Annotated in this window: 27 protein-coding genes; 24 read left to right on the top strand and 3 right to left on the bottom strand. The window is 39.4% G+C overall.

From position 1 onward, the window contains the following. The 5 genes from KSX81_RS19095 to KSX81_RS19075 are packed head-to-tail and all read left to right on the top strand — an operon-like array spanning position 1 to position 4,033. Positions 1–954, top strand: a complete 954-nt coding sequence (locus KSX81_RS19095) for a hypothetical protein (protein WP_217725910.1) — start codon at positions 1–3, stop codon at positions 952–954. Further along, positions 935–1,426, top strand: coding sequence for a hypothetical protein (locus KSX81_RS19090; protein ID WP_225474029.1), 492 nt, complete (start codon positions 935–937; stop codon positions 1,424–1,426). Before KSX81_RS19095 ends, KSX81_RS19090 begins: the two co-directional genes overlap by 20 nt. Then, positions 1,423–1,713 carry a hypothetical protein gene (locus KSX81_RS19085; protein ID WP_225474027.1) on the top strand — a complete coding sequence of 97 codons (291 nt, stop codon included), beginning with the start codon at positions 1,423–1,425 and terminating at the stop codon, positions 1,711–1,713. Before KSX81_RS19090 ends, KSX81_RS19085 begins: the two co-directional genes overlap by 4 nt. Continuing rightward, positions 1,713–2,315 carry a hypothetical protein gene (locus tag KSX81_RS19080; RefSeq protein ID WP_049702390.1) on the top strand — a complete coding sequence of 201 codons (603 nt, stop codon included), beginning with the start codon at positions 1,713–1,715 and terminating at the stop codon, positions 2,313–2,315. The genes KSX81_RS19085 and KSX81_RS19080 overlap by 1 nt, the downstream gene beginning before the upstream one ends. Next, positions 2,312–4,033 carry a hypothetical protein gene (locus KSX81_RS19075; protein WP_217725909.1) on the top strand — a complete coding sequence of 574 codons (1,722 nt, stop codon included), beginning with the start codon at positions 2,312–2,314 and terminating at the stop codon, positions 4,031–4,033. Before KSX81_RS19080 ends, KSX81_RS19075 begins: the two co-directional genes overlap by 4 nt. Before the next feature lie 131 nt (positions 4,034–4,164). Here KSX81_RS19075 and KSX81_RS19070 read toward each other — a convergent pair whose 3' ends face one another. Further along, complete coding sequence (locus KSX81_RS19070; protein ID WP_217725908.1) at positions 4,165–4,770, bottom strand: RadC family protein; 606 nt, start codon at positions 4,768–4,770, stop codon at positions 4,165–4,167. Positions 4,771–4,774: 4 nt separating this feature from the next. Continuing rightward, the gene (locus tag KSX81_RS19065) at positions 4,775–5,332 is read right to left on the bottom strand and encodes a phosphoribosyltransferase (protein WP_254884217.1); all 558 of its coding nucleotides are present in this window, start codon (positions 5,330–5,332) and stop codon (positions 4,775–4,777) included. Between the two features lie 741 nt (positions 5,333–6,073). Here KSX81_RS19065 and KSX81_RS19060 point away from each other — a divergent pair. The 8 genes from KSX81_RS19060 to KSX81_RS19025 all read left to right on the top strand — a co-directional run bounded on the left by KSX81_RS19060 (position 6,074) and on the right by KSX81_RS19025 (position 11,399). After that, entirely contained in the window at positions 6,074–6,421 is a 348-nt protein-coding gene (locus tag KSX81_RS19060; RefSeq protein WP_148364779.1) for a hypothetical protein, read from the top strand. After that, positions 6,418–6,957, top strand: coding sequence for a hypothetical protein (locus tag KSX81_RS19055; RefSeq protein ID WP_217725907.1), 540 nt, complete (start codon positions 6,418–6,420; stop codon positions 6,955–6,957). Before KSX81_RS19060 ends, KSX81_RS19055 begins: the two co-directional genes overlap by 4 nt. Positions 6,958–6,970: 13 nt before the next feature. Next, a complete protein-coding gene (locus KSX81_RS19050) occupies positions 6,971–7,183 on the top strand; it encodes a hypothetical protein (protein WP_217725906.1) in 213 nt (70 codons plus the stop codon). After that, positions 7,183–8,604 carry a hypothetical protein gene (locus KSX81_RS19045; RefSeq protein WP_217725905.1) on the top strand — a complete coding sequence of 474 codons (1,422 nt, stop codon included), beginning with the start codon at positions 7,183–7,185 and terminating at the stop codon, positions 8,602–8,604. The genes KSX81_RS19050 and KSX81_RS19045 overlap by 1 nt, the downstream gene beginning before the upstream one ends. Before the next feature lies 1 nt (position 8,605). Next, entirely contained in the window at positions 8,606–9,529 is a 924-nt protein-coding gene (locus KSX81_RS19040) for a DUF6712 family protein (protein ID WP_217725904.1), read from the top strand. 4 nt (positions 9,530–9,533) lie between these two features. Beyond that, on the top strand, positions 9,534–10,400 hold the full coding sequence (locus KSX81_RS19035) for a hypothetical protein (protein ID WP_049702380.1): 867 nt from the start codon (positions 9,534–9,536) through the stop codon (positions 10,398–10,400). 114 nt (positions 10,401–10,514) lie between these two features. Further along, positions 10,515–10,850, top strand: a complete 336-nt coding sequence (locus tag KSX81_RS19030) for a hypothetical protein (RefSeq protein WP_049702379.1) — start codon at positions 10,515–10,517, stop codon at positions 10,848–10,850. Between the two features lie 81 nt (positions 10,851–10,931). Next, on the top strand, positions 10,932–11,399 hold the full coding sequence (locus KSX81_RS19025; RefSeq protein ID WP_148364772.1) for a hypothetical protein: 468 nt from the start codon (positions 10,932–10,934) through the stop codon (positions 11,397–11,399). 357 nt (positions 11,400–11,756) lie between these two features. Here the strand turns inward: KSX81_RS19025 and KSX81_RS19020 are convergent, their stop codons facing one another. Further along, positions 11,757–12,299, bottom strand: a complete 543-nt coding sequence (locus tag KSX81_RS19020) for a hypothetical protein (protein WP_149943897.1) — start codon at positions 12,297–12,299, stop codon at positions 11,757–11,759. Positions 12,300–12,394: 95 nt separating this feature from the next. On the opposite strand from KSX81_RS19020, the gene KSX81_RS19015 reads away from it, so the two are divergent. The 11 genes from KSX81_RS19015 (at position 12,395) to KSX81_RS18970 (ending at position 22,312) form a co-directional block, all read left to right on the top strand. Further along, entirely contained in the window at positions 12,395–13,816 is a 1,422-nt protein-coding gene (locus KSX81_RS19015; RefSeq protein WP_149943898.1) for a P-loop NTPase fold protein, read from the top strand. A gap of 359 nt (positions 13,817–14,175) precedes the next feature. After that, a complete protein-coding gene (locus KSX81_RS19010) occupies positions 14,176–14,457 on the top strand; it encodes a hypothetical protein (RefSeq protein ID WP_217726086.1) in 282 nt (93 codons plus the stop codon). Between the two features lie 185 nt (positions 14,458–14,642). Continuing rightward, a complete protein-coding gene (locus KSX81_RS19005) occupies positions 14,643–15,164 on the top strand; it encodes a hypothetical protein (protein WP_149943900.1) in 522 nt (173 codons plus the stop codon). Further along, complete coding sequence (locus KSX81_RS19000) at positions 15,161–15,805, top strand: DUF4468 domain-containing protein (protein ID WP_149943901.1); 645 nt, start codon at positions 15,161–15,163, stop codon at positions 15,803–15,805. Before KSX81_RS19005 ends, KSX81_RS19000 begins: the two co-directional genes overlap by 4 nt. Positions 15,806–16,152: 347 nt before the next feature. Beyond that, entirely contained in the window at positions 16,153–16,398 is a 246-nt protein-coding gene (locus KSX81_RS29140; protein ID WP_149943902.1) for a hypothetical protein, read from the top strand. Next, positions 16,395–16,748, top strand: coding sequence for a hypothetical protein (locus KSX81_RS18995; protein ID WP_149943903.1), 354 nt, complete (start codon positions 16,395–16,397; stop codon positions 16,746–16,748). The genes KSX81_RS29140 and KSX81_RS18995 overlap by 4 nt, the downstream gene beginning before the upstream one ends. Beyond that, on the top strand, positions 16,745–16,984 hold the full coding sequence (locus KSX81_RS18990; protein ID WP_149943904.1) for a hypothetical protein: 240 nt from the start codon (positions 16,745–16,747) through the stop codon (positions 16,982–16,984). The genes KSX81_RS18995 and KSX81_RS18990 overlap by 4 nt, the downstream gene beginning before the upstream one ends. Before the next feature lie 4 nt (positions 16,985–16,988). Beyond that, positions 16,989–17,129: a hypothetical protein gene (locus tag KSX81_RS18985; protein ID WP_195355537.1), complete on the top strand. Its 141-nt coding sequence runs from the start codon at positions 16,989–16,991 to the stop codon at positions 17,127–17,129. Positions 17,130–17,336: 207 nt separating this feature from the next. Further along, positions 17,337–17,807 carry a hypothetical protein gene (locus tag KSX81_RS18980; protein ID WP_175353579.1) on the top strand — a complete coding sequence of 157 codons (471 nt, stop codon included), beginning with the start codon at positions 17,337–17,339 and terminating at the stop codon, positions 17,805–17,807. After that, entirely contained in the window at positions 17,807–18,415 is a 609-nt protein-coding gene (locus tag KSX81_RS18975) for a hypothetical protein (protein ID WP_049702369.1), read from the top strand. The genes KSX81_RS18980 and KSX81_RS18975 overlap by 1 nt, the downstream gene beginning before the upstream one ends. 6 nt (positions 18,416–18,421) lie before the next feature. Beyond that, positions 18,422–22,312: a phage tail tape measure protein gene (locus tag KSX81_RS18970; RefSeq protein ID WP_217726087.1), complete on the top strand. Its 3,891-nt coding sequence runs from the start codon at positions 18,422–18,424 to the stop codon at positions 22,310–22,312.

Raw genomic sequence — 22,312 nt, 5'->3', positions numbered from 1 at the left:
ATGACCAGACAAGAACAATTGACTCAATGGTTAGGCGACCGTCAGCGCAAATACGCTGACGGTATAGTTCTTTTCGAGGCACTCGCAAAGGAACCAGCCAAGAAAAGGTTCTCTGCTTATTTTGCAAAAGCTCCAGAAGCTCCACATATCTTCGATCCACATTTTACACAACTCGTCAATAGTCTCACGAAGATTGACAAGGAAATCAAATTTTCTCCTGCTATCTACCCAGCAGCAATGGAGGAAATAATCGTAGCAAAAACGATGAGTGATGACGAACGGAAAGAAGCGATCGAAAGCAAGAAACTGGAAATGATCAATCTGGAGACAATAGTCACTGATATCCAATCTCGCGTTGACGAACTAGAAAGCGACAATGAAAATCATGCGGAAGAATTAGTCTCCCTTCAAGAACAATTCGAAGAAAAAATGTCCGAACTCACAGAACTACGTGATGAGATCAACGCCTTAAGTACACCAGGCGTTAAAATCATTACCGAAGAGTCACTCAATCCATCCATTCGCAAGGCCTACAATCGTATCAAGGAGATCGCCCCATTATATGCAAGCCTGCATAATGATGTCGCAAATCCGGAACTTCCTGTAGAAGAACGACAACCGATAGCTGAAGAACTATGCAAGCTCGACGACGAACGACGCAAATTATGGAAACAGATTGACTCCTGGGCTGAAGGAAAAGGAAATCTGCAATTAAAAGAAAAGAGACCGGAATTCAGTGAAAACAGCATTGTGCGTGGTATTGAAATAGCCCGTCAAATCAAACGTTTGAAGAACAACATATCCAACAGTAAAGCAGCTGCTGACCGTGCTCAAAAAGATGGAAAACAAACCGTTATGCAAAATGCTTTAGACCGTATTGAGAAGTATCAGACAGAACTTGCCACATTGGAGGCTGAAATAGCACTAACACAAGATGAAAAGATTTCAGGATAACTTTCCACTTGCATTGTGTCCAGATTCTATTGAACCGTTTATGCACAAGGGAGACTGGGCAATACATGAAGTATTGCCCTCTCTTTTATCTGCGATCGGCCCAGCAAAAGTGAAGATCATGACATTCAGTATCTCTGAAGATAGCCTACGCCCTCTTTTTTTTCTCGCTGACGAAAGAAAAATAGAAAGCCTGACACTTCTACTGGATATGACAGTAAAACGTCATAAACTCGATCTATTACTGTTTGCCTCAAATATTAGTCCGTCCATCCGAATTGATTCATGTCATGCCAAACTATTATTAGTCGAGAATAGGCAACATAAATTCGGGATTGCCGGATCTGCAAACCTTAATCAAAACCACCGATGGGAAAATGGTTTCTATTTCACCTCCGGAAAACATTACGAATACTTCTCACAAATGTTTAACCAAGCGTATGAAAATGCCATTCGCTATGATATATTAGAATGATGACCTTATCCGAAGAAGTTCTGCAACAGATAAAAGAAATGTCTTCCGCCCTTTTACCACCGGGGGAAATTGCCATTTTATTGAATATCCCAGTTGACCAACGGGACTTCTTCTGTGATATTTGCAAAAATCATCATAGTTCGCCTATCTATACTGCTTATCACCAGGGAAGACTTCAGACCAAGCTCAACCTCCGGAAAACAGTCATCAAACTAGCTATCGCCGGCAGCCCTGCAGCTGAACCTCTGGCCGATAAATACATGAAAGAACAAAGTATTAATGAATAATGCCAAAGAAAGATCCCACATACGAACGAATTGAACGTGCTTTATTCAAAGACAAAGATGAAGCGACAACTCTCCTTTCACCCAGAGAAATGGAGATTAAGAAACGTATGATGTTGTGCGTAAGCAAAAAAATGGAAGAGCCACTAATTCCAGATACAGAACTGGTTAATTTTCTACTACACGGCTGTGGAGGAAATACGGAACCGGTCTCCCAATCGCAAGCCTACCGTGACATAGGCATGATTAACCGCCTAGTAGGAAACATACAACTTGCAGCCAAAGCCTGGTACCGGTATATGATTGTCGAAGGTGGAAAAAAGGCTTTTAATATGGCAATGGACAAAGAAGATGCAAAGGGAGCTGCAGCTGCATTGGATAAAATAGGCAAATATACACGTTCTGACAAGGAAGATGAAAAATTCGATTACTCGCAACTGGTACCTCCATCCTTTGAACCTTCAGATGATGTCACATTACTGGAGGGGCTCGAACCGATAGAGAATCTTGAAGAAGAACGAATCAGAATGCGCAGTATGTTTAAAGGAATGTTAAACAAGAAAGCAGTGGACACTCATCCCATTGAAGAGGAGGAAGAAGAATGAACACGCAAATCTCTCCTGTTCTATCCGCCTATGAACTAAGAAGAAAGCAGAATGAAGTCGTAGACAAATTCTTTAATAGAATGCAACGACAGGCAATGGCCATCAACGCACATGACGAATATATAGTCGCATCACGTGGTACCGGTAAATCGGAAGGAATTGATGCACGCATCATTCTACGTAATGTGTGGGAAATGCCAGGTTCTTTGGGTGGACTTATCTCTCCCAGCTATGCAAAAGCTTGGGGAAATACACTGCCGGCCATTTGCAAAGCACTTGCCGAATGGGGATACATACAAGGCATTCATTATGTTGTTGGTCACAAAGCTCCGGAAAGCATGGGATTCGGCAAACCAGTACGTCCAATATTAGCTGATGGTTGGAATAATGCTTTCCATTTTTGGAATGGTACCGTCATGGTGATTCTTTCCTTTAACCAGGGAATGTCTGCAAACTCTATGTCACTTGATTGGGTGATAGGCCCTGAAGCAAAGTTCCTCAATTACGAAAAAATAAAGAGCGAAGTAGATCCCGCCAATCGTGGTAACCGGCAATATTTTGGAGACTGTCCTCACCATCACAGCGTCAGTTACTCTACAGATATGCCTACCGCTTCAATGGGGAAATGGATCTTGGATAAGATAGATGAAATGTCGCTGGCACATATCAACCTGATCCGAAACTTATATAAAAAAGTGCAGGAATATAAACGTAAGCCACTGACAGACCATGTGGTGCGCATGATCAAAGAATACCAGCATGATTTAGACTTGGCACGAAAATATCAACCACCTATTAAACCACAACAGGGGAAGACTAAAGAATATACAGTTTTCTATGGTGAATATGACGTGTTTGATAACCTGGAAGTACTCGGAGAAGATTTCATCTGGCAAATGTATCGCAACTCTCCACCTCTTATTTGGCGTACAGCATTTATGAATGAACGTTTATTCCGAGTGCAAAACGGGTTCTATTCAGCTTTAGATGATAATATTCATTTCTACACACCCGCTGATAATGGACGGCTCCGGGATCTTGGCAGTAACTGGAGTAAATTAACAGCTTGCGGCTGTCTAGGCGACGGTGATCTTGACTTCTCTAAAGAACTGCACCTGGCATTCGACTCCAATGCCTCCATATCGACAGCTATTATCGGTCAATTGGATAATCATACTATGCGTGTACTCAAATCTTTTTATGTCAAAACACCAAGCAAACTACAGGATCTAGTCAAAATGATAGCCGATTACTACCGACCAAAACTAAACCGTGATGTAGTGGTCTATTATGACCACACTTTTACTTGGGAATCCGGATCATCAACCGAAACTTACGCAGATATCATCGAACGTGTATTCAAAGAAAACGGATATAAAGTTACAATGGTATATGTCGGCCAAGCTCCTAAACATGAATGGAAACATCTGAATATCGACCTAACCTTGAAAGGAGATCCGCAATTCCTTTGGATCCAAATAAACCTGTATCAAAATGAGTTTTTGAAGATCGCAATGGAACAGACTGGAATTAAACAAGGAAAGAACGGATTTGAAAAAGATAAAACGCCTGAAGGAACACCTGATACCCCCGACAATCCAGACGAATACAAAACACACATTACAGATGCCTTTGATACGTTATGGCTAGGTATGAACTTTTATTTCACTCTACCGGGAACAAGTGCAGGGGGGATATTCTTCCTAAACAATAAATAATATACCATCAGCACTCCCGCCTCTTCGTGATTAAAGGAACGAAAATCAAATAAATAATACCTATTTCCGGGTCCCATTCCGTTTTGCGAGCGTGCGAGCAAAACGGAATGGGTGCCCCTGCACCCTTCCTTTTATAAACATCCTTCATCCGAATAACTATAATAGTTATGATTACAGATTACTAAATGGTCTGCCAAACGAATCTCCATTATTTCAGTTACTTTCTTAATTTTTTCCGTTAACCTATTATCTGTCATGCTCGGCTGATTATTTCCGCTTGGATGATTGTGGGCAACTATTATTTGCGTCGCATTATTCATTATAGCCTGTTTTAGCAATATTCTTACATCTACATACGTTCCATCAATGCCACCACTTGACAACCTTATCTTCTTAATGACTTTAGACCCTTGATTTAGTAATAACAACCAAAATTCCTCAACCTCCAGTTCACCAATCAGAGGGCACATAATTTTATAAACATCCTCACTGGAACGTACTACCTGCTTTTCAAATTTACGTTCCTGTATCCTTTTATACAGTTCCACTGCTGCCAGTGCCACTCTTTTTCTTCCTGGTGTTAACTCCTCAAACAACATTTCCACGGATAAGTCTTCATTATGGCTTAATGCTTCTGTGAATTGAGAAACAGCCCGTTCACTATTCGTAATATTATATATTAGCTCATTGTCACTAAAATGTCTACATTCTCCTGTCATATCAAACAAATTATTCATATTCTTATTTCATTAAAGTACGACCTAAAAAATATCCTCCCAAAACTTCTGCACCCATGTTTTCAAGTGCGCATGAAAATCGCGCATAGCTCGTACCTTGTGTCAGTATGTCATCAAATACAAGAACTTTCTTTCCCTTAAAAAAAGGCTTATCAAATTTGACTATTTCCACATTCTGTATCGTCTTTACTCCTTTATATTCATGAATAGCCAAACGCCCTCCTTCTACAGTTATTGCTTGATAGGCATTCTTACAGCCTGCCAACCTTGCCACTTCTTCCGAGAAATTCTTGTAACGTAGTTCATTCTTATCTGAAGAACTGGCTGGAATACAGGTTAACGTTATATTTTCGCATTCTGCTCCGAACTGTTCCCGTATCTTCTTTGCAATCAATTCTGCTACTTCCAAACTACGTTTCCCGTCTTTAAAGTCCCAAATCATTTTCCGAACTTTCCATTCCCTTTCGTTTGCTTCATACTTGACGGGCAAATAATCAAAGAAACAATACATAAACTTCGACCATTGTCTTTTCCAGCTCTCCGGCATGTTTTTTGTTTTCATAATTCTCTGTGTTAATTGTTAATTTATTCTTGAACTTGAAGTCCGGAGGGTGTGAGCCTTTAACCTCTTTCTCCCTGCCTGGAGCTTTTTTTTATTCCGTCGCTTTCGCTCGGGGTATGTTTCGCCTTTATGCCGCACCAGAAGGTGTTTATTGCAACGACGCCAAGCTTTTAGCTTCAAATACTACCCGTAGGTGTGGAGATTTTAAGATAAACCGGAACGACTTGAGCTTTGCACAGGAAAAGAAACATTTACCTTCGCGGAATAAAGTCGGAAAACATTCCTCGAAAGAGATGCATCTATATATGGCGACAGGCAGAAAAAGGAAAAAGAGACAATAGAATAGAAATACTACTCTGCCCCACCCCAAAATATGAGAAAGGGGCGTATTCCCGGAAAACGGTTCGGAATGATTAAGCAGTTTCAGCTTGTGACAAAAAAACTACTTAATCATTCCGAGCCGTTTTCCGGCATTTTTTTTATCTCATTCAATTCCCATGAATAAAAGTCTAAAAAACTGTCATCCAGCAAAAAAAGGGTTTTAAAGGGGAAAAATTTCCCCTTTATCTGTCGCAAGACCACGCACCGCCCTGAAAAAAAGTTTCGACCTAAAGTTTTTCAATTTCCCTTATATGCTGCACCTTTAAAAATGTAAAGAAAATTCATTTTGCCAAAATCGGCTCTCCTCCCTGTCCTTTATCGCCTGCCATACACCTGATACCTTTGCTTAAAAAGAAGGTCATGAACGATGTCATTACACAAAACCTACTCACATTCTTGCTTGGTGGTGGTCTCTTGTCATCCATCACTGGAGTTATTACTCTCAAATACACCAAGAAGCAAGCAGAAGCCAAAGCTCTTAGTTCCGTACAAGATGTATATCAGGAACTAATCGCTGACCTGCGAGCTGACAAGGAGGCTATGAAAAAAGAGAAAATAGAAAGCGAAACAAAATGGACTACCCGTATAGAAAAACTAGAAAGCAACCAGCTATCCCAAGATAAAAAGATAGCAGAAAATGAAAAAGAAATAGCTGATCTTAAACGATTCAAATGTGTAAACCTAACGTGTAACAACCGTAAACAATGAAACATCATGCACACACTCTCATCTATCTTGCTTGCCTGGCTATTGCCTGGCTACTGTGTAGTTGCCGTAGTACTCTTCAAAACAATCGTAGTACTCAAGAACAAAGCGATCTTTCTATCACAGATTCCGCACTGCGAATTAGAACCGAAGATACCTATTCCCGATTCAACCTCAACCAGGAACAAACGGGTAAAGACTGGAAAGTTAAAGTTAACTTCGACACAACGAAATCAGCAGCCCCATCTACCGGACTACCCCCAATATCGAATATCGAGATTGAAGGGAGCAAGACAACGATCAAAACTTTGCTTCAGAAAGATGACACTACACGTATATCTGATAAACAGGAAACAACGACTGACGTCACATTTCAGCAAAACAAACAATCCGAATCCCAAAAGAATGCCAGCGGTTCTATCGCGGACGGAATTGATGATGGATTCAAGTATGGCTTAATCATTGGTATCCCAATATTACTAATCATTCTCATACTACCTTTTTATGCAAAGTATAGACAAAAGAATCCATCAAAGTAAGATATGGAAACTCATGGAGCGTAGACAAGACGGTAAGCCTATCGAATTCTCCATTGAATTCTGTAAAAAGAGCACAGGCGAACTTGTCACCTACGATCGTGCAGTATTGACCTCATTCCATAGCAGTGGAAGCACTATTAACGTATTACCTGCCGGAGAAGCTACTCCGAAAAAAATCCGCCGATGCCTTATCACCAAATTCAACAATCTCAAAGTATATTTCTAATGAAGCAACAACAACCCTCAATCAATCTTATAATGAAAGGCTATGATACTTATGCCGTCTTAAAAGGTGGAAAGAATGTTATCAAATTCAGTGATAACAGTGATATCGCCACTGATAAGAATCCTACACCTATCGAAGTAGCTCCCAAAGGAGAAAAGAATCCAATCAAATGGATACCACGCGGACGAAATAATCATATGCCTTATGACATCATGAAAAAAATCGGTACCAACGTCACCATAGGCAGCAATATCGAATTCAAGAATAAAGTTGTATTCGGTGACAGCATACTCGTCTATCGGAAATACCGGGACCCTAAAACGAGGAAAATAGTCAAAGAGGAAGTTCTTCCGTACGAGCAGCCGGAAATTTTTGAATTCCTTGAAAACAACAACTTCAATTTTGTCCGTATGGAGCTGGCAAACGATCTGGTTATATTCTATGACGGCTACCTGGAGTATATATTCAACAATGACAATAAATCCCCCAAACTCGTACAAATCAAAGCTAAGGAGTCCACTTGTTCCAGGATCAGTGAAATTGACGAAAAGACTGGTAAAAGCGAATGGCACGGTTATTCTGCAGAATGGCATACCGGTACACCAACAGATTTGATTGCCACTCCTCTGCTCGATCGGCAGACTCCACTACTCGACCTCAAAATGAGAATGGGACTTGCTCCCAATGACAAAGGAGAGAAAATTGTAGGAAAAGAACGGAGATTTATCCATAACCTCCGCATCTCTACACCCGGACGGTTTTATTATAGTCATCCATATTGGTGGAGTGTTTTTGCATCCGGCTGGTATGACTTCTCCAGTGCAATCCCTGTTTTCAAAAAATCATTGATTAAAAATCAAATGGCACTGAGGTACATTGTGTATATTCAAGAGTCTTTTTGGGAAAAGTTATTTGCATCTGAAGGCATAGTCAAAGATGACGAGAAGAAAGCACGCAAAGAAAAGTTCCTGAAGGATATGAATGATTTTCTTGCCGGTGAAGAAAATGCCGGCAAAGGCTTTGTCTCTCACTTTCGCTACGATCGTGTAAAAGGCTTTGAAGAAAAAGACATCATTATTACTCCACTCGAATCTTTCTTCAAAGGTGGTGAGTATATTGAAGACAGCGAAGAGGTCAGCAATATGATGTGTTACGGTATGGGCGTACATCCTTCGATAATCGGATCCGCACCAGGTAAGGGAAAAAGTATCAATGGTACCGAAGCACGGGAGTTATTTATCATAGAACAGGCACTCATGAAGATGTATCAGGATGCAACATTGGAACCTCTCTACTTTGCAAAAGCCATGAATAACTGGCCTAAAGATATTTATTTCTCGGTGACTAATTGTCAACTCACCACGCTGGACCAAGGTACCGGAGCGACAAAGAATACAGGTTTAACCCCAGAAACAGAATAAAATGAACGCACTAATCCCCGACATCGACACCCTCAAAAAGGTAGTAAAGATCAACTCCTCACTGCCTTACGAATCAATCGAACCATATATCGAAGATGCACTGGATATATACATCAAACCGTATATCGGTAAATCAACGATCAGTAAAGCTCATGAAGACAAAGGATCTGACTTATACAACAAACTACTGCGTGCCCTCGGCCCATTAACCCTGATGCTCGCATCTGATGAACTGGGTGTTATGTTCGGTGATGCCGGTATCACAGTAAGTAACGTGCAGGGACAGCGTTCTCCTGCCAGTGACACAAAGATCGCAGCAGCAAAAAAGAATCTCTGTTTTCGCGGAATGCAAGCACTTGACCGGCTAATATCATACCTGGAGGAAAACAAAAAGGATTATCCTAATTATGTTATCGATAATATACCCCGGTTTTGCTTCATTCGTAACGCAGCAGAATTCCAGGATCTCGGTATGGTAGACATTGATTATTCTATCCTATCTTATCGTATCATGTTCCCTACCATTCGTCAACTTCAAGAACACAACATTCGAGAAATGATAACGGATAAAGTCTATGACATACTCAAAGAAGCTCTTTCAGAAAATACCGAAACGCCCAAACAACAAGTACTTATTGACTATATCATCCGCTACTTAGCCAATAAAACTGCCGAATTATATACCTCACAGAAAACAACCGAACAACATGTAGCCGGCAGAACGATCGAATATACTCCCACTATTCGACCAATCTATCAAGACCCGGACGCAAACGGCAATTTTTTTGCAGACCAGGCAACTTATTATTCAGGGAAAATACACACTTATCTGGCCGAAAATGCGGAAGAACTGGGAGTTGAAACAACGTCACAAGCTATTGACTTCAATTCTAAAGAAAAGAAACTATTCACCTCAATATCGTAACACTATGCATACTATACGAATTAATGATGATACATACACACTTCCAGGAAGTTGGGACGAACTCACCCCGAAACAGCTTCTTTATCTAGTCAAACTCACAAAGTCAGATATACCGGTAGAACAAGTTAAGGTATACATGATGCTTTATTGCCTGAAAGCTCATGTATGCCGGCATAAGAAAATATTTAAAGAGTATGTACGTATCAGAATTTGGCAAGAAAGTCCAACAGTCCGCTTCTATGTCCGTCACCATAGCTGTCTTCTTCATCCGGAAGAAGTATCAATGCTTGCCAACTTGTTTGACTTCCTTATTTGTTCGGAAGAAGATAGTTCATTGCCCATGCGCAAATACTATCACCTGACACCGGATCTGACAAGCAACCCATATCCAACCATCCATTGCCGACTTTGGAAATTCATCGGCCCAGAAGATCAGTTGCTTGATATTACCTTTGAACAATTCATGTATCTACAGACCTATCTTGATGCAATGCGTTCAGATCCAACGAAGATTGACCACCTACTAGCCTGCTTGTGGCATCGTAATAAGGTATTCGACATTAATCAATTAGACAAAGATGCAGCCATTCTTCACCATCTTCCTGAAGACAGAAAAATACTCATGTATTGGTATATTTTAGGAAGTCTGTCATGTATGGCCAATTCCTATCCGCGTATTTTTTCAGGAGAGGGAAAGGGTAGTTACGGTCGCGTATTCGACGCACAGCTCCGCCTTCTTGATTCCCTGGCACAGTCCGACATGACTAAAAAGCCGGAAATCCGAAAAGGTCTTTTACTCGATGCCCTGTATTCGATGGACGAATCGATCAGACGTAAAGAGGAAACCGAAGAAAGTCTAAGAAACAGATAAAAGTTTGTTAGTAGCAAACAAATAAACAATAAAAAGTTTGTTAGTAGCAAACTTTTCTATATATTTGCAGTGTCAAACAAACGCGGGTGACGTCCGCATAAGTTCTTTTATATTATGGAACAATTGTTCGAGGCTATCCTAAAGATAGCAAATGCGAATCCTGATGGATTCACGGTTGACCTCACAACCTTAAAAAAGGTCACAAAAGGTATTTCAGTCGCCTATCTTGAGACTCAAGACAGTTTCGGAGAAGAAGGATTGAAAAGAGTTCTTAATCATGCTTTGATGCACGAAAAGAAAGTCGGTGGATGGCTTAACGAAGAAAACAATCAGTTTTATTTCGACTCCATCAGGATTTTCACCAACCTTGAAGAAGCCAAGCAATTCGGGCGTGAAAACAAACAGATTGCTATTTTCGACATCGGGCAAATGAGACTCATCAAATTGTGATCCGGAGGGGCAAAAGCCCCTCCATTACAAAGTATATTGCATTATTAAATACCCGATTATCAAATCGTAAATTGATGAATTATGAAGAATTTAGACTTACTACCTCTCTCTGCCGAGAGTAAAAAGCGAATCGACGAATTCGCAAAGCAGTATCAACGTTATGGACATATATCCATAGAAGTAGTCTCTTACTCCGATAGCCGATTAATCGTTCGCGCAGAGCAAAAAGACTTAGTAAATGACAAGTTCCTTACCAAAAAGGAACTAACCGAACGTGTACGAGAAATGTTTAAGGGAGAAATCCCGGATGATTGGAAGCTGACTGTATCGGCTGTAAACTTTGATCGTAAGGATATCGACAGCATTACCGTCGATTGGATTAAGAAGCGTATGGAAAAGCTTGGCTTAAAAAGCAAGCACTTAAGTAACTATACAGGCATCGACAAATGCACTGTATCATCACTTTTATCTGGTGACAAGGAATTAACTAAATGGCATAAGGTAGCCCTCTACTACTTCTTTAAGTATTATGAAGTAGCCAATTTCTAATCACAAAAATATATTGAGACAGGAAAGCGGAGTAAAAAACTCTGCTTTCTTTTTGCTATATATAGAAAAAATCGTACTTTAGCCATCGCCCAATATCGTTATAAAAACATGAATCCCTTACCATAGTGTAACCAGGCAGCTGGTTCCGGAAATAACACCGGTGGGCGCACTATAGTGAGGGATTCGCCCGTTTAACAATGAGATATACTAATAATATCACCGTTCTATCTTTAAAAGATGGTCCGCGAAATTCTTACTGCTGCAATGCTGATGGTTCTACAGATGACCCTGTTTCACTGCCTGACATCACAAGTGATACTCCTATTCAAACAAATGGTTTAGATACTAGCGATCTGATCAATAAATAGCAAATGCTATTAAAAAGGAAGTGACAGCCACAAAAGAGCCGAATATCAGAAATGCAAGAGAACGTTTAGTATATTCGACTCTTTTTTTATTCATTGCCTCCTGTGCAGTTATCTTTTGCTGAAGTACAACTAGTTCATCACTAACTACTTGTTTCTTTTGATCAATATCTTTCCCTTTAAAATAAGCTATATATTGCGGTATAGTAAACTTATCAGGTTCTTTTCCTGGTGCAAGAAGAGTATGTGGTTTAATGACATGATAAATATAACCAATAGAAATAGATGTAAAAACAACAATAGACAAACATCCGGAAGTCAAAGCTGCATCATCATTTGCACTCAAATGCGTAAGAATATATCCTATTGCAGCTGTTAAAATGCCAAAATAGATAGCAAACAAAGTATATCCCCTTTCAGTTATAAGAGATTCTACACGGACAAGATCATTATGGCGAGCCATAGCTTGTTCATAATACCATTCGATAAGCGATAAATCGATTACTTTTAATTGTTCTGCTGTGAGTCTTTCCATTGTCTATCAAATTTTGAGCTAAAATACATTTTTCTATTGGCATTACAAATATATTACCATTATCTTTGTTGCCGTAACAAATAAAACTATAACCTATGAAATGCAAACTTGAAAAATTAGAAATCCCAGCAGAACAGCCTTTCAAAAATTGTAAACTGGATCGGGAGAAGTATGCTGAAGTCCTTAAAACGATTATCACTACATATGATAAAGGCTTCGTATTAGCAATAAATGGCAAATGGGGAACAGGGAAAACCACATTTGTAGAAATGTGGAAGGCATATCTTGAATTAAATGAATTCAAGACACTGTACTTTAATGCCTGGGGAAATGATTTCATTTCAGACCCTCTTGTCGGATTACTTGGGGAACTAAAAGAAATAAGCCTGAGCACCAAAACTACAACAACTTTCACATCTATATTGACCAGATTAGGGAAAATTACCATTAAAGCTGGCCCCTCAATACTCAAAGCAATGCTAAAAGGGAAAGTAGGTGAAGAAGCCCTTAATATTATATCTGATTTTATTGAAGAAGGCTCTGCAATGCTAAGCAAAGAGATAGACAATTATGAAAATCAAAAAAAAGAATTAAAGTTCTTTCAAAATGAACTCGAAAAATACGTTAATGAAATCTGTGACAAAAAACCATTGATATTTATCATAGATGAACTTGATCGATGCAACCCACATTATGCAGTAAAAACTTTAGAACGAATTAAACATCTTTTCAACATACCTAATATAGTATTTGTCTTATCCATAGATAAGGAACAATTAAGTAACTCTATACGTGGATATTATGGAAGTGATCTAATAGACGCCGATGAATACTTGAAAAGATTTATTGATATTGAATATATATTACCAGCCCCTAATATAGTACAATTCTGTAACTACTTATATGATTATTATGGCTTTGATAGCTATGAAAAGGCGAGAGATTCAAGAGATGGACTAAAGGAGTCTTTTTTAGTTATAGCTAACATTCTATTCATGTATAAAAACCTATCATTAAGACAAATAGAAAAGATTTTCACCCATATTCGTCTATCTCTAAATATGTATAACTATAATCAAATCATATATTCAGATTTAGTATGTTTACTCACATATCTTCGAATTTGTGAACCTGATTCCTATGATAAAATAAGTTATAAGAGCTACTCAATACAGGAACTTATAGATCAAATAGAAACTATAATTCCAAAGCAAATATTTAACGTTGAATTAAATGCAAGTTATTCTCCTAACCGTTATTTTTACTTTACATTAGCTTTATTATTAAGATGTTATGTCTGTAGTTATCAAAATTCCGACAATAATGATAAACTTTTAACAAGAACATCATCTCAATCAAAATTAGAAATCAACTTTAATGTAAAAATTATCAATAAAGAATTATTAGCCGAGGCCTTAGAATGGGTATTCAACAATAATAAAATGATACCATTATCTTACTTTACTAATAAAATTGACTTACTGGAAAATTTCATGATCGTCAACACAGTAGAATAAATTCGTTATAAATTATTTCAATCAATATTAATCACAAATAAGCGGAGCAAAAAACTCTGCTTTATTTTTGTTAATTTTGAAAAACAATTGTACTTTAGTTATTATCAAAATAAACTAACTCGTCAATTCCTTATGTCGTGCACTCGTAAAACCGGGTGGCTGGGTGGTTCCAGTTGGCACACGACATAAGGAATTGATTTTTTTATACTATGGAATCATTAGAAATTCATTTCAAAGGTATTATATTAAGTGATCTATATTGCGACCCTCGTAAAAAACGTATTCAATACGATATATTGGATAAGCTACAAATTAAATTATTACCAGAACAACTTATTAGTTACCGGAAACAATGAATCATGGAGGGACTAATAACTGAAGATTGCCCGGATGAAATAGATTCGCCCGTTGAAATCACTCCTAAAGGTTACAAAATTATTCACTTGCATAGAAGTTACGATGCCTATATTAATTCTATGAAACAGGATGAGGAATTAGGAAAAGAGAGCGAAAGACTGCAAGCTAAATATTTGAAACTAAAAATATACAATACGGTCATAACTATTTTTTGTACCATAATATCATTTATAGCAGGTATCCTACTATCAGGCCCAATAAAACAGCTATGGCAACAGCTATAGATTTATTAAATACCGCGACCCTATATTGATAGTAATCACGAGATAATTCAGACAACTTGCGACGTAGATTTTTAATCTCCTGTTCTTGATCCATATTTGATTTATTTTGAGCTAAAATACAATTTTCTATTGGCATTACAAATATATTACCACTATCTTTGTTGCTGTAACAAATAAAACCACACATGGAAACAAAAAAATTAACAGCTGCCGAAAGCACTCTAGCAGCTATGTCAAAAACAGTGCTAGTGTTAGGTATCATAGGTTCAATCGTAGTTTTCTTCTCGTCATGTATTGCGTGGGAATATTCCAGATACTCCGGAGGTATAGTTGGAGCAGATGGAATCAATTGGTTAGGATTCCCAGCCCTTATCTATTGTGTCATGGGTACCTTGATTGGATGGTCTGTACTTGCTATTCTCGTTGAAATCGCAATCAATACCCGGACAAACAATTCTCAATCTAATTGGAAAAAAGACTTTGCAGTGATGGTAGCTACTGGAGAAAAAGGGAAAGCAAAAGAAATTCTTTATCGTGGCATCATGGAATCAGAGGAGTTTAAGCGGGTATTAACCGGTGGAAACGAAAACTACCATAAAGAATGCATAGACGCTTTAAACAAGAAATACAGTGATCACCTCAAAGCTATCGATGAAGACTCATTTATAAATACTGATGAGAACGAAATATACCAAGCATTCAAATGAAAAGACACACTCTATTTATTGCGGTTATAGCTACAATTTCATGTAATGTCACTGCGCAAAATTCCGATTTACAAAAATGGGCTAATAAAGTTAATAATCAGAAAGTCTATTCTGGTCCTAATAAGGTGGAGACAGGACTAGCCAATCACAAACTAGACCAAGATGCTATATGTGGCTACCTGCCGATTAAAGATGGTAAAGTATATTATTCTGATGTAATTCAAAGTAATGGGACGGCTGATCAATTATACACGAGTGCTCGTTCATGGACTGCTAAAAATTTTGTAAATGCACAGAATGTTATCCAAATGGATGATCCAACATCACATAAAATGATAATAAAAGCATCTTGTCCGGTATCGAAAGATGGTCAATTCTTCTACTATACATTAACGATACAAACTAAAGATGGCAGGTATCGATATGAACTATCTGATTTTCTTATGCAGGGATTTAAAGCAGGTTTAGTTCCTAAAGTTTTCAAAGAACCTTTTGAAATCTATTTTAAAAATTATGATTGTGAGAAAACAATTCATAAGAAAGAACTAACGGTCATCAAACGAAACATAGAAATTTCTATAATTGAAAGTTTGCGTGCCGCAATGTTAAACACACGTTCTGACACCAACGATGATTGGTGAAATAAACATTATTTTGTTTGGCACTCTCAAATATTATCCTCATATTTGTAGTGCCAAATCAAATGATAGATAATCTATCCCGATGAGCAACGGTTAGATGCTCAATACGAAATTGGGCTTTTTTTATGTCCATCAGTTTGCTTCCGATATTAATATTGTTTGCAAATTCATATACGAAATAGTAGAAGTTTATTTATAAACGAATACGGCTGTCTTTCTTCTCGTTGTATTACAGCTCTTCGGGGTTATACTACATTTGGTTTGGCGACTACGGGAAATTGGCAGCCGTTCGTGTACCGTCTAGGTACACGAAAACTTGCCAATAACAGCCAAACCAAATGTAGTATATGAAACAATTAACCCAGGGCACGAACTACGTGCCCTCATTCCGCACAGGAACAGACGTAAACACGCTCCAACAGCGTTACTTCCGTGAATTAAAAAAAGAATGCGCTATCAACTCCGCATCGGACGCCTATTACGTCTCTGCAATAGCCTGCTTCTGCCTGACCTTTATCTTTCCCCCTGCTGTAATTGGCGCAGTTCTCTGTGTCTATCGAGCAAAGAAGTGTCAGAAAGGGGGTGAATCATGATGTTCTTTATTCACCATGTGCAAACATATAAGAACGTAAATCGTAAGGGTCAGGAAATGTGTGAATTTGCCCAGGCATACGACCGTATTCTAGTACAAGATGAATGTGCTATGGATTCCCTAAAATGCGAATTCGAAGAAGTTGTCAAGGAACTGAATGAGAAATACCCTAATCAAAAAAAACTCAAATTCAATGGGCATAATGGAGACTCCTCCGGTGGACAATGGAGTATAAAACTAGGAGACGATGATAGCAATCCTGTATGTTATATCTCATACAGTAAAGTACGCGGTCATTATTCTTTTGGAGAAGGATCTCACCTACTGGAACAGAAAGGAGACCAGCCATGATACCAACAGAAATCAATGGCATCATCCTCACCGATGATTGTATCTCATCAATCAAAACTATCCAGGAAGGAGAACACTCTTGGATGGAAGCAACACTGGAAAAAGCAATTGACTTAGCTCTTGACATTGATTCTCCGGACATAGATTCTGTCAATCGACTAACACTTATTTCTGAAATCAGAATAATAAAAAAGCATATTCAATCAATAAGCAGTATTCAACACCCTAAAAAATAACATTATGAATAGACATGAAGCCTTACGGTTAGTAAACAAATTACTGGATCCGGAAACACCAATGGACGAAAAGCAGCGTGCAGCCGCACAACTTTCTGAATTAATTCGTATCTTGCTTCCAGAATCAGACGAAGAACAAAAATGATCTTAACGATAATAACTATATCCGGAATAGTACTTCTGTGCCTGGCATTCTTTAAAGCCTCGCGCTCAATCCTTGCAAAAGTATTTTGGCTTCTGCTCATGCTTACTTTGTTAGCACTATTCCTGTTCTTATAACCTATCGTTTTGTCCTTTATAGCCCGCCCGCAGCGGGCTATTTTTGTCTCCATAACCTAAACATTATACAGTTATGGAGTATGACCATTTCGCTTATGGTGAAGCCTTAGCTTCGGCACTCAAAGCCATTTCACACACATCTCAAAAGAAAAGGTTCTTCACAGCATTCGGACTGGAGGACCTGATCAGCCTCGATGACAGTTTATCCTCCATCAATGGAACCATCCTTATCGCCGTTGATGGTTGCGAGTCTGAATCCGAAGACAACGAAGCTGATTCACTCAATGACAAACAAGTCTACTCATTCATCGTGGCCAGAAACACAATTTCCGGAAATCCGGAAACAATTAATCAGGCAGCCAAACAATGCAAGAGTATATGTAAACAGATCCGGAATAAATTGCTGAAAGACATTAAATATGTAGACCGCAATACTCAAATTAACGGTATCGGCCCGATCGGTGATAACTTCTATGGCACCGTGCTTACCTTCTTTGTTAATGTTCCGGAAGAATTCATCGTCGATCCAAACTACTTTTTGTAATGGGATTCTATAAACGAATGTCAGACAAGCAGTCGGAAATAAAACGCTATAATGCAGCCCGACGAAAAGCGGATAAGTTATCTTCTACTCCGACTTCCCGACTAATCCGAATGGAAACCATCTCGGAGATAGAACGCTATAACATCGCCCAGGATGCCGACCGACTCACCGCATTCAACAAAGAGGTAGAACAATGGCAGGATGCTGTCAGTAAACAACTCAAAGCCACCATTTCATCCCGTAGTTTACGTATTGCTCGTGAACTACAACCTAAAGCCTATACTGACAAATACGGATTAATCAACCGACTTGGTTTCTCTTTTCCTCGTCATGGTGTCTATATCCACAAAGGTGCCGGACGCGGGCAAGGTGGTCTTATCGGAAGTAAATGGAGCTATCTGAAGAGAATCAACGGAATGGAAATCAATACGAGTATCATCCGACATACTAATCCCGCTTCACTTGGCAAACAGAATGAAGGTAACCGGCAGGCTTACCATTGGTTCGATCCGGTCATCAAAAACCGTCTTCCGGAACTTGCCGATATCTGTATGCGCTATTTTGACACTATGCTTATCGACGCAACCAAAATATACATTGAAAAGTAAAGCCATATGAACGACCTAAACCGAAGTATTAAAATATTTATTGATGGAACTGAAGCATCAGCCGGCGTCAAGAAGATAGAAGATGCCATCTCCCAGCTAAAGAATAAAATATCTTCTCTTGATAAATCAGAATCAGGATATGCCAGAAAATCCAAAACTCTGCAAAAAGAACTGGAGAATAAGTATAAAACTCTCAATACTTATAAGCAAAAAGTAGCCGAGACCGACCGAATCCTGAAGAATCTCTCCGGTGCCACCTATGATGAACTATTATCTGTCAGCCAAAAAGTCCGTAAAGAACTCCGTGCAGCCATACCCGGTACTGAACAATACAATGCAGCCCTGGAGCAAAATAGGCGCGTCACTGAAGCAGTAGCCAGGGCACAAAAAAATATGCGTGTAGAAGTTGGTTGTCAAGCTAGTCCAATAGGAAAAGCCGTGGAACTGTTTAATAAATATGCAGCTGTTGTCACCACCGTCATAGCAGCTGTGACAGGCTTAACACTAAAGCTGAACCAACTTCGTGAAAAACGCAATGAACGTGAAGATGCCAAAGCCGATGTCGAAGCATTAACAGGACTTTCCAAAGACGACATTAATTGGCTGGAACAAGAAGCAATCCGGCTTTCCACTACAATTAGTGATTCCGGTATCCGGATCCGACAATCAGCAACCGAAATTCTTGATGCTTATAAATTGGTCGGTTCTGCTAAACCGGAGTTACTATCTAACAAGGAAGCACTAGCCGCAGTAACAGAACAAACACTCATCTTAGCATCTGCTTCAGGGATGACACTGAAAGACGCAGTGGATGCCGTAACTCTCTCTCTCAATCAATATGGAGATGGTGCTGATCAGGCAGCCCGTTATGCGAATGTCATGGCAGCCGGTTCTAAATATGGATCTGCTGCAGTTGAATCAGTTACTAATGCAATAACCAAATCCGGTGTTGCCGCTTCATCCGCTAACATCCCCATTGAACAGTTAGTCGGAACTATTGAAACTTTAGCAGAGAAAGGTATCAAAGATGAAATAGCCGGTACCGGTCTAAAGAAATTCTTTCTTACTCTTCAAACCGGAGCTAACGATACGAATCCTAAAATCGTAGGACTGGAGACTGCACTGGATAACCTGCAGAAAAAACAATTGTCTGCAGCACAAATCAAAAAAATGTTTGGTGAAGAGGGGTATAACGTCGCTTCTGTTCTGATCAACGAAACTGAAAAAGTCAAATACTACACCCAGGCAGTCACCGACACCAGTGTCGCCATGGAACAGGCAGCTACCAAATCCGATACGGCAGCCACCAAACTCGCACAAGCGAAAAACAAAATGAATGAGATGGGAATGGAGTTAATGGAAAAACTCAATCCTTCAATTATTAGTGCAGTAAACGATACAGTAAACTGGACCAGAAAAATTATAGACCTGATTGGGTTTATGGTCAAACATTCGGGTATAATCATCACTCTAACAACTGCCATTACAACTTACTACCTAGCTGTAAAGGCTACTGAATTTTACGAGACAAAGCTCAAAAATGCAAAACTATTAAGTATTGCAACCGACAAAATAGCGGAGACATGGAGTAAGATCAGGTTAGCCTCAATTCTAGCTTTATCTGCAGCCAAATATGCATTAGCCGGCAACACAACGATGGCCACAGCCGCCATGCAGCGACTCAATGCCACAATGAAAGGAAATATGATAGGAATCATTATTTCATTATTGGCCACAGCAGCTATGGCAATCTATCAATTCACTAAACGATCCAAAGAAGCAACGGAGGCACAAGAAAAATTCCAAAGCGAGTTACTTAAAGAGCAACGTTCGCTCAATAATTTGTTTGATGCTCTTAAAAGAGCAGGAGAAGGCACAGAGAACCGCCGCCGGCTGATTAAAGCTGTTAATGAAACCTATGGCCAGTATCTTCCACATCTTATCACCGAGAAAAGCTCACTTGATGAGATTAATGATGCCTATAAACGAATAAACGGTTCTTTACAAACACAAATAGCTCTCAAGGTACAAAATGAGGCTACTGATAAAATCGTTACTAGTGCCGTAAAAGAACAGGCAACAGCACTTGAGGGTATCCGTAGCAGAGTAGCCAGTTCACTCGGAAACGGACAGCTTACTAATATTGTAATTGACGATCTGAAACAAACAACCTCGGAATTCCAAAAAGCTGGCATGAAATGGCAACAGGCTTGGGGACAAGCCTATCACAACATCAGTCGCAAGTATTTCAAAGGGCAAGCACTTAGCGATGAAATGGGAGAATATATAGAAGACTATATTAAAAGTGTATATGATATGGAAAAAAAGATTGCTCAAACCGAAGCTAAATTCCGCCCTTTTCTAAACCGTATCAATAATAATCTTCTCCCTGAAACTGTTGTTACCGGAGATAAACCGGAAGGAAATAAGACAAGCGAGGATGAAAAAGAATCCGAAAAGAAGCGAAAAAAACAACTTGAAGAAGAAAAAAAACTATATACCCAAAAGCAAGCCATACTGAAAGAAATGTTTCTGGAGGGTAATGATGAAACTCTGAAGACAGAAAAGCAATTTCAGAAAGAAATGGAATGTCTGCAGATGGAATACCTGGAACGGTCCCTTAAAGTTGCTGGATCCAAATCCAAGGAAGGTGCCGAAATCCAAAATCAGATTAATGATCTGAAGTTAAAAATGCAGAAAGACCACACTCAACAGCTACTTGACGAAGAAACAACTCAATATGAAAAGCAACAACAGGATTTAAAAGAACTGTATGCCTCCGGCAAAGATGAGAATCTAAGCTCCGAAACAGCCTATAATGATGCTATGGAACAACTTACCATCATGCATCTTGAACGAATGCTTTCCATTGCCGGTTTAAACGCCGAACAACGAAAACAAGTTGAGAAACAACTTCTTGATTTCAAAATAAAATGCATGAAGGAAGAACAGACCTCACATGCCAAAGCAAAAGATGCTGAACAAAAGAAGACAGCAGCACAAACCAAGAAAGAACAACAACAATATCAGGAACGTCTGCAAACATACAAACAGTATGGTTCAGCACTTGGTTCAGCAATGGGGAACATTATCTCCGGACAAGAAAATGCAATGCAGGGTTTTGCAGACACAATGATTGATATCGTATTCGATATACTGGGAAAGATCATCGAAGCCGAAATTATAAAAGCTACAGCCACTGCCACCGGTGCCGTGGCCAGATCTACAGCTGAAGCAATGGCTATGCCGGATTCCGTTGCATCATTCGGAGCTTCCGGTGCAGCTCGTGCAGCCATTCTCACCGGCTTGATTATGGCAGCACTTGCAACTGCAAAAAGTGCTCTGAAAGGAATGGTTAGCGGCAAACACTCGTCCGGATCTTCCGACTCCGACACGTCTTCGACCGACGCTCCCAAACGAGCAACCGTCAGCGTATCCCAATGGGCATCCGGCCGGTATGATGTCATCGGGAAAGATGACGGCAAGAACTATCAGGACATACCTTATATTGGGGCTGCACAAACCGGAATCGTTCGACACACTTCTCTAGTTTCAGAGAATGGTGCAGAATTAATCATTAACGCCGAGGACTTATCACGGTTACAAAAACATATAAATTATCCTTTGGTACTAAATGCGATTGAAGATGCCCGTAAAGGTCATGTGCCCCAACGAGCTTCAGGTAATTACGCAGCAATAGATACTCCTGTCCGAAATAACCAGGAAATTCCTGAAACTGATACATCAGCAACCGAACTAGAAAAACTCATAAAAGAAATCGGGATGCTGATTAATACCCTCAAGAATCTAAAAGCATACGTATCCCTACGAGATATACGAAATGCTGAAGAACTAGATGAAAAATCCAAGAAACCATTTACCCGCTCAACCAAATAA

The sequence above is a fragment of the Bacteroides sp. MSK.18.37 genome, from assembly GCF_019129155.2.
Taxonomy (GTDB): Bacteria; Bacteroidota; Bacteroidia; order Bacteroidales; family Bacteroidaceae; genus Bacteroides; species Bacteroides ovatus.
Note: the sequence above shows the minus strand (reverse complement) of the source record. Positions and strands in the feature narration are given on the sequence as shown.

Excerpts from the sequence above, each read along its gene's own strand:
- KSX81_RS19095 (WP_217725910.1), top strand. The coding sequence starts at position 1 with ATGACCAGACAAGAACAATTGACTCAATGGTTAGGCGACCGTCAGCGC.
- KSX81_RS19090 (WP_225474029.1), top strand. The coding sequence starts at position 935 with ATGAAAAGATTTCAGGATAACTTTCCACTTGCATTGTGTCCAGATTCT.
- KSX81_RS19085 (WP_225474027.1), top strand. The coding sequence starts at position 1,423 with ATGATGACCTTATCCGAAGAAGTTCTGCAACAGATAAAAGAAATGTCT.
- KSX81_RS19080 (WP_049702390.1), top strand. The coding sequence starts at position 1,713 with ATGCCAAAGAAAGATCCCACATACGAACGAATTGAACGTGCTTTATTC.
- KSX81_RS19075 (WP_217725909.1), top strand. The coding sequence starts at position 2,312 with ATGAACACGCAAATCTCTCCTGTTCTATCCGCCTATGAACTAAGAAGA.
- KSX81_RS19070 (WP_217725908.1), bottom strand. The coding sequence starts at position 4,770 with ATGAATAATTTGTTTGATATGACAGGAGAATGTAGACATTTTAGTGAC.
- KSX81_RS19065 (WP_254884217.1), bottom strand. The coding sequence starts at position 5,332 with ATGAAAACAAAAAACATGCCGGAGAGCTGGAAAAGACAATGGTCGAAG.
- KSX81_RS19060 (WP_148364779.1), top strand. The coding sequence starts at position 6,074 with ATGAACGATGTCATTACACAAAACCTACTCACATTCTTGCTTGGTGGT.
- KSX81_RS19055 (WP_217725907.1), top strand. The coding sequence starts at position 6,418 with ATGAAACATCATGCACACACTCTCATCTATCTTGCTTGCCTGGCTATT.
- KSX81_RS19050 (WP_217725906.1), top strand. The coding sequence starts at position 6,971 with ATGGAGCGTAGACAAGACGGTAAGCCTATCGAATTCTCCATTGAATTC.
- KSX81_RS19045 (WP_217725905.1), top strand. The coding sequence starts at position 7,183 with ATGAAGCAACAACAACCCTCAATCAATCTTATAATGAAAGGCTATGAT.
- KSX81_RS19040 (WP_217725904.1), top strand. The coding sequence starts at position 8,606 with ATGAACGCACTAATCCCCGACATCGACACCCTCAAAAAGGTAGTAAAG.
- KSX81_RS19035 (WP_049702380.1), top strand. The coding sequence starts at position 9,534 with ATGCATACTATACGAATTAATGATGATACATACACACTTCCAGGAAGT.
- KSX81_RS19030 (WP_049702379.1), top strand. The coding sequence starts at position 10,515 with ATGGAACAATTGTTCGAGGCTATCCTAAAGATAGCAAATGCGAATCCT.
- KSX81_RS19025 (WP_148364772.1), top strand. The coding sequence starts at position 10,932 with ATGAAGAATTTAGACTTACTACCTCTCTCTGCCGAGAGTAAAAAGCGA.
- KSX81_RS19020 (WP_149943897.1), bottom strand. The coding sequence starts at position 12,299 with ATGGAAAGACTCACAGCAGAACAATTAAAAGTAATCGATTTATCGCTT.
- KSX81_RS19015 (WP_149943898.1), top strand. The coding sequence starts at position 12,395 with ATGAAATGCAAACTTGAAAAATTAGAAATCCCAGCAGAACAGCCTTTC.
- KSX81_RS19010 (WP_217726086.1), top strand. The coding sequence starts at position 14,176 with ATGGAGGGACTAATAACTGAAGATTGCCCGGATGAAATAGATTCGCCC.
- KSX81_RS19005 (WP_149943900.1), top strand. The coding sequence starts at position 14,643 with ATGGAAACAAAAAAATTAACAGCTGCCGAAAGCACTCTAGCAGCTATG.
- KSX81_RS19000 (WP_149943901.1), top strand. The coding sequence starts at position 15,161 with ATGAAAAGACACACTCTATTTATTGCGGTTATAGCTACAATTTCATGT.
- KSX81_RS29140 (WP_149943902.1), top strand. The coding sequence starts at position 16,153 with ATGAAACAATTAACCCAGGGCACGAACTACGTGCCCTCATTCCGCACA.
- KSX81_RS18995 (WP_149943903.1), top strand. The coding sequence starts at position 16,395 with ATGATGTTCTTTATTCACCATGTGCAAACATATAAGAACGTAAATCGT.
- KSX81_RS18990 (WP_149943904.1), top strand. The coding sequence starts at position 16,745 with ATGATACCAACAGAAATCAATGGCATCATCCTCACCGATGATTGTATC.
- KSX81_RS18985 (WP_195355537.1), top strand. The coding sequence starts at position 16,989 with ATGAATAGACATGAAGCCTTACGGTTAGTAAACAAATTACTGGATCCG.
- KSX81_RS18980 (WP_175353579.1), top strand. The coding sequence starts at position 17,337 with ATGGAGTATGACCATTTCGCTTATGGTGAAGCCTTAGCTTCGGCACTC.
- KSX81_RS18975 (WP_049702369.1), top strand. The coding sequence starts at position 17,807 with ATGGGATTCTATAAACGAATGTCAGACAAGCAGTCGGAAATAAAACGC.
- KSX81_RS18970 (WP_217726087.1), top strand. The coding sequence starts at position 18,422 with ATGAACGACCTAAACCGAAGTATTAAAATATTTATTGATGGAACTGAA.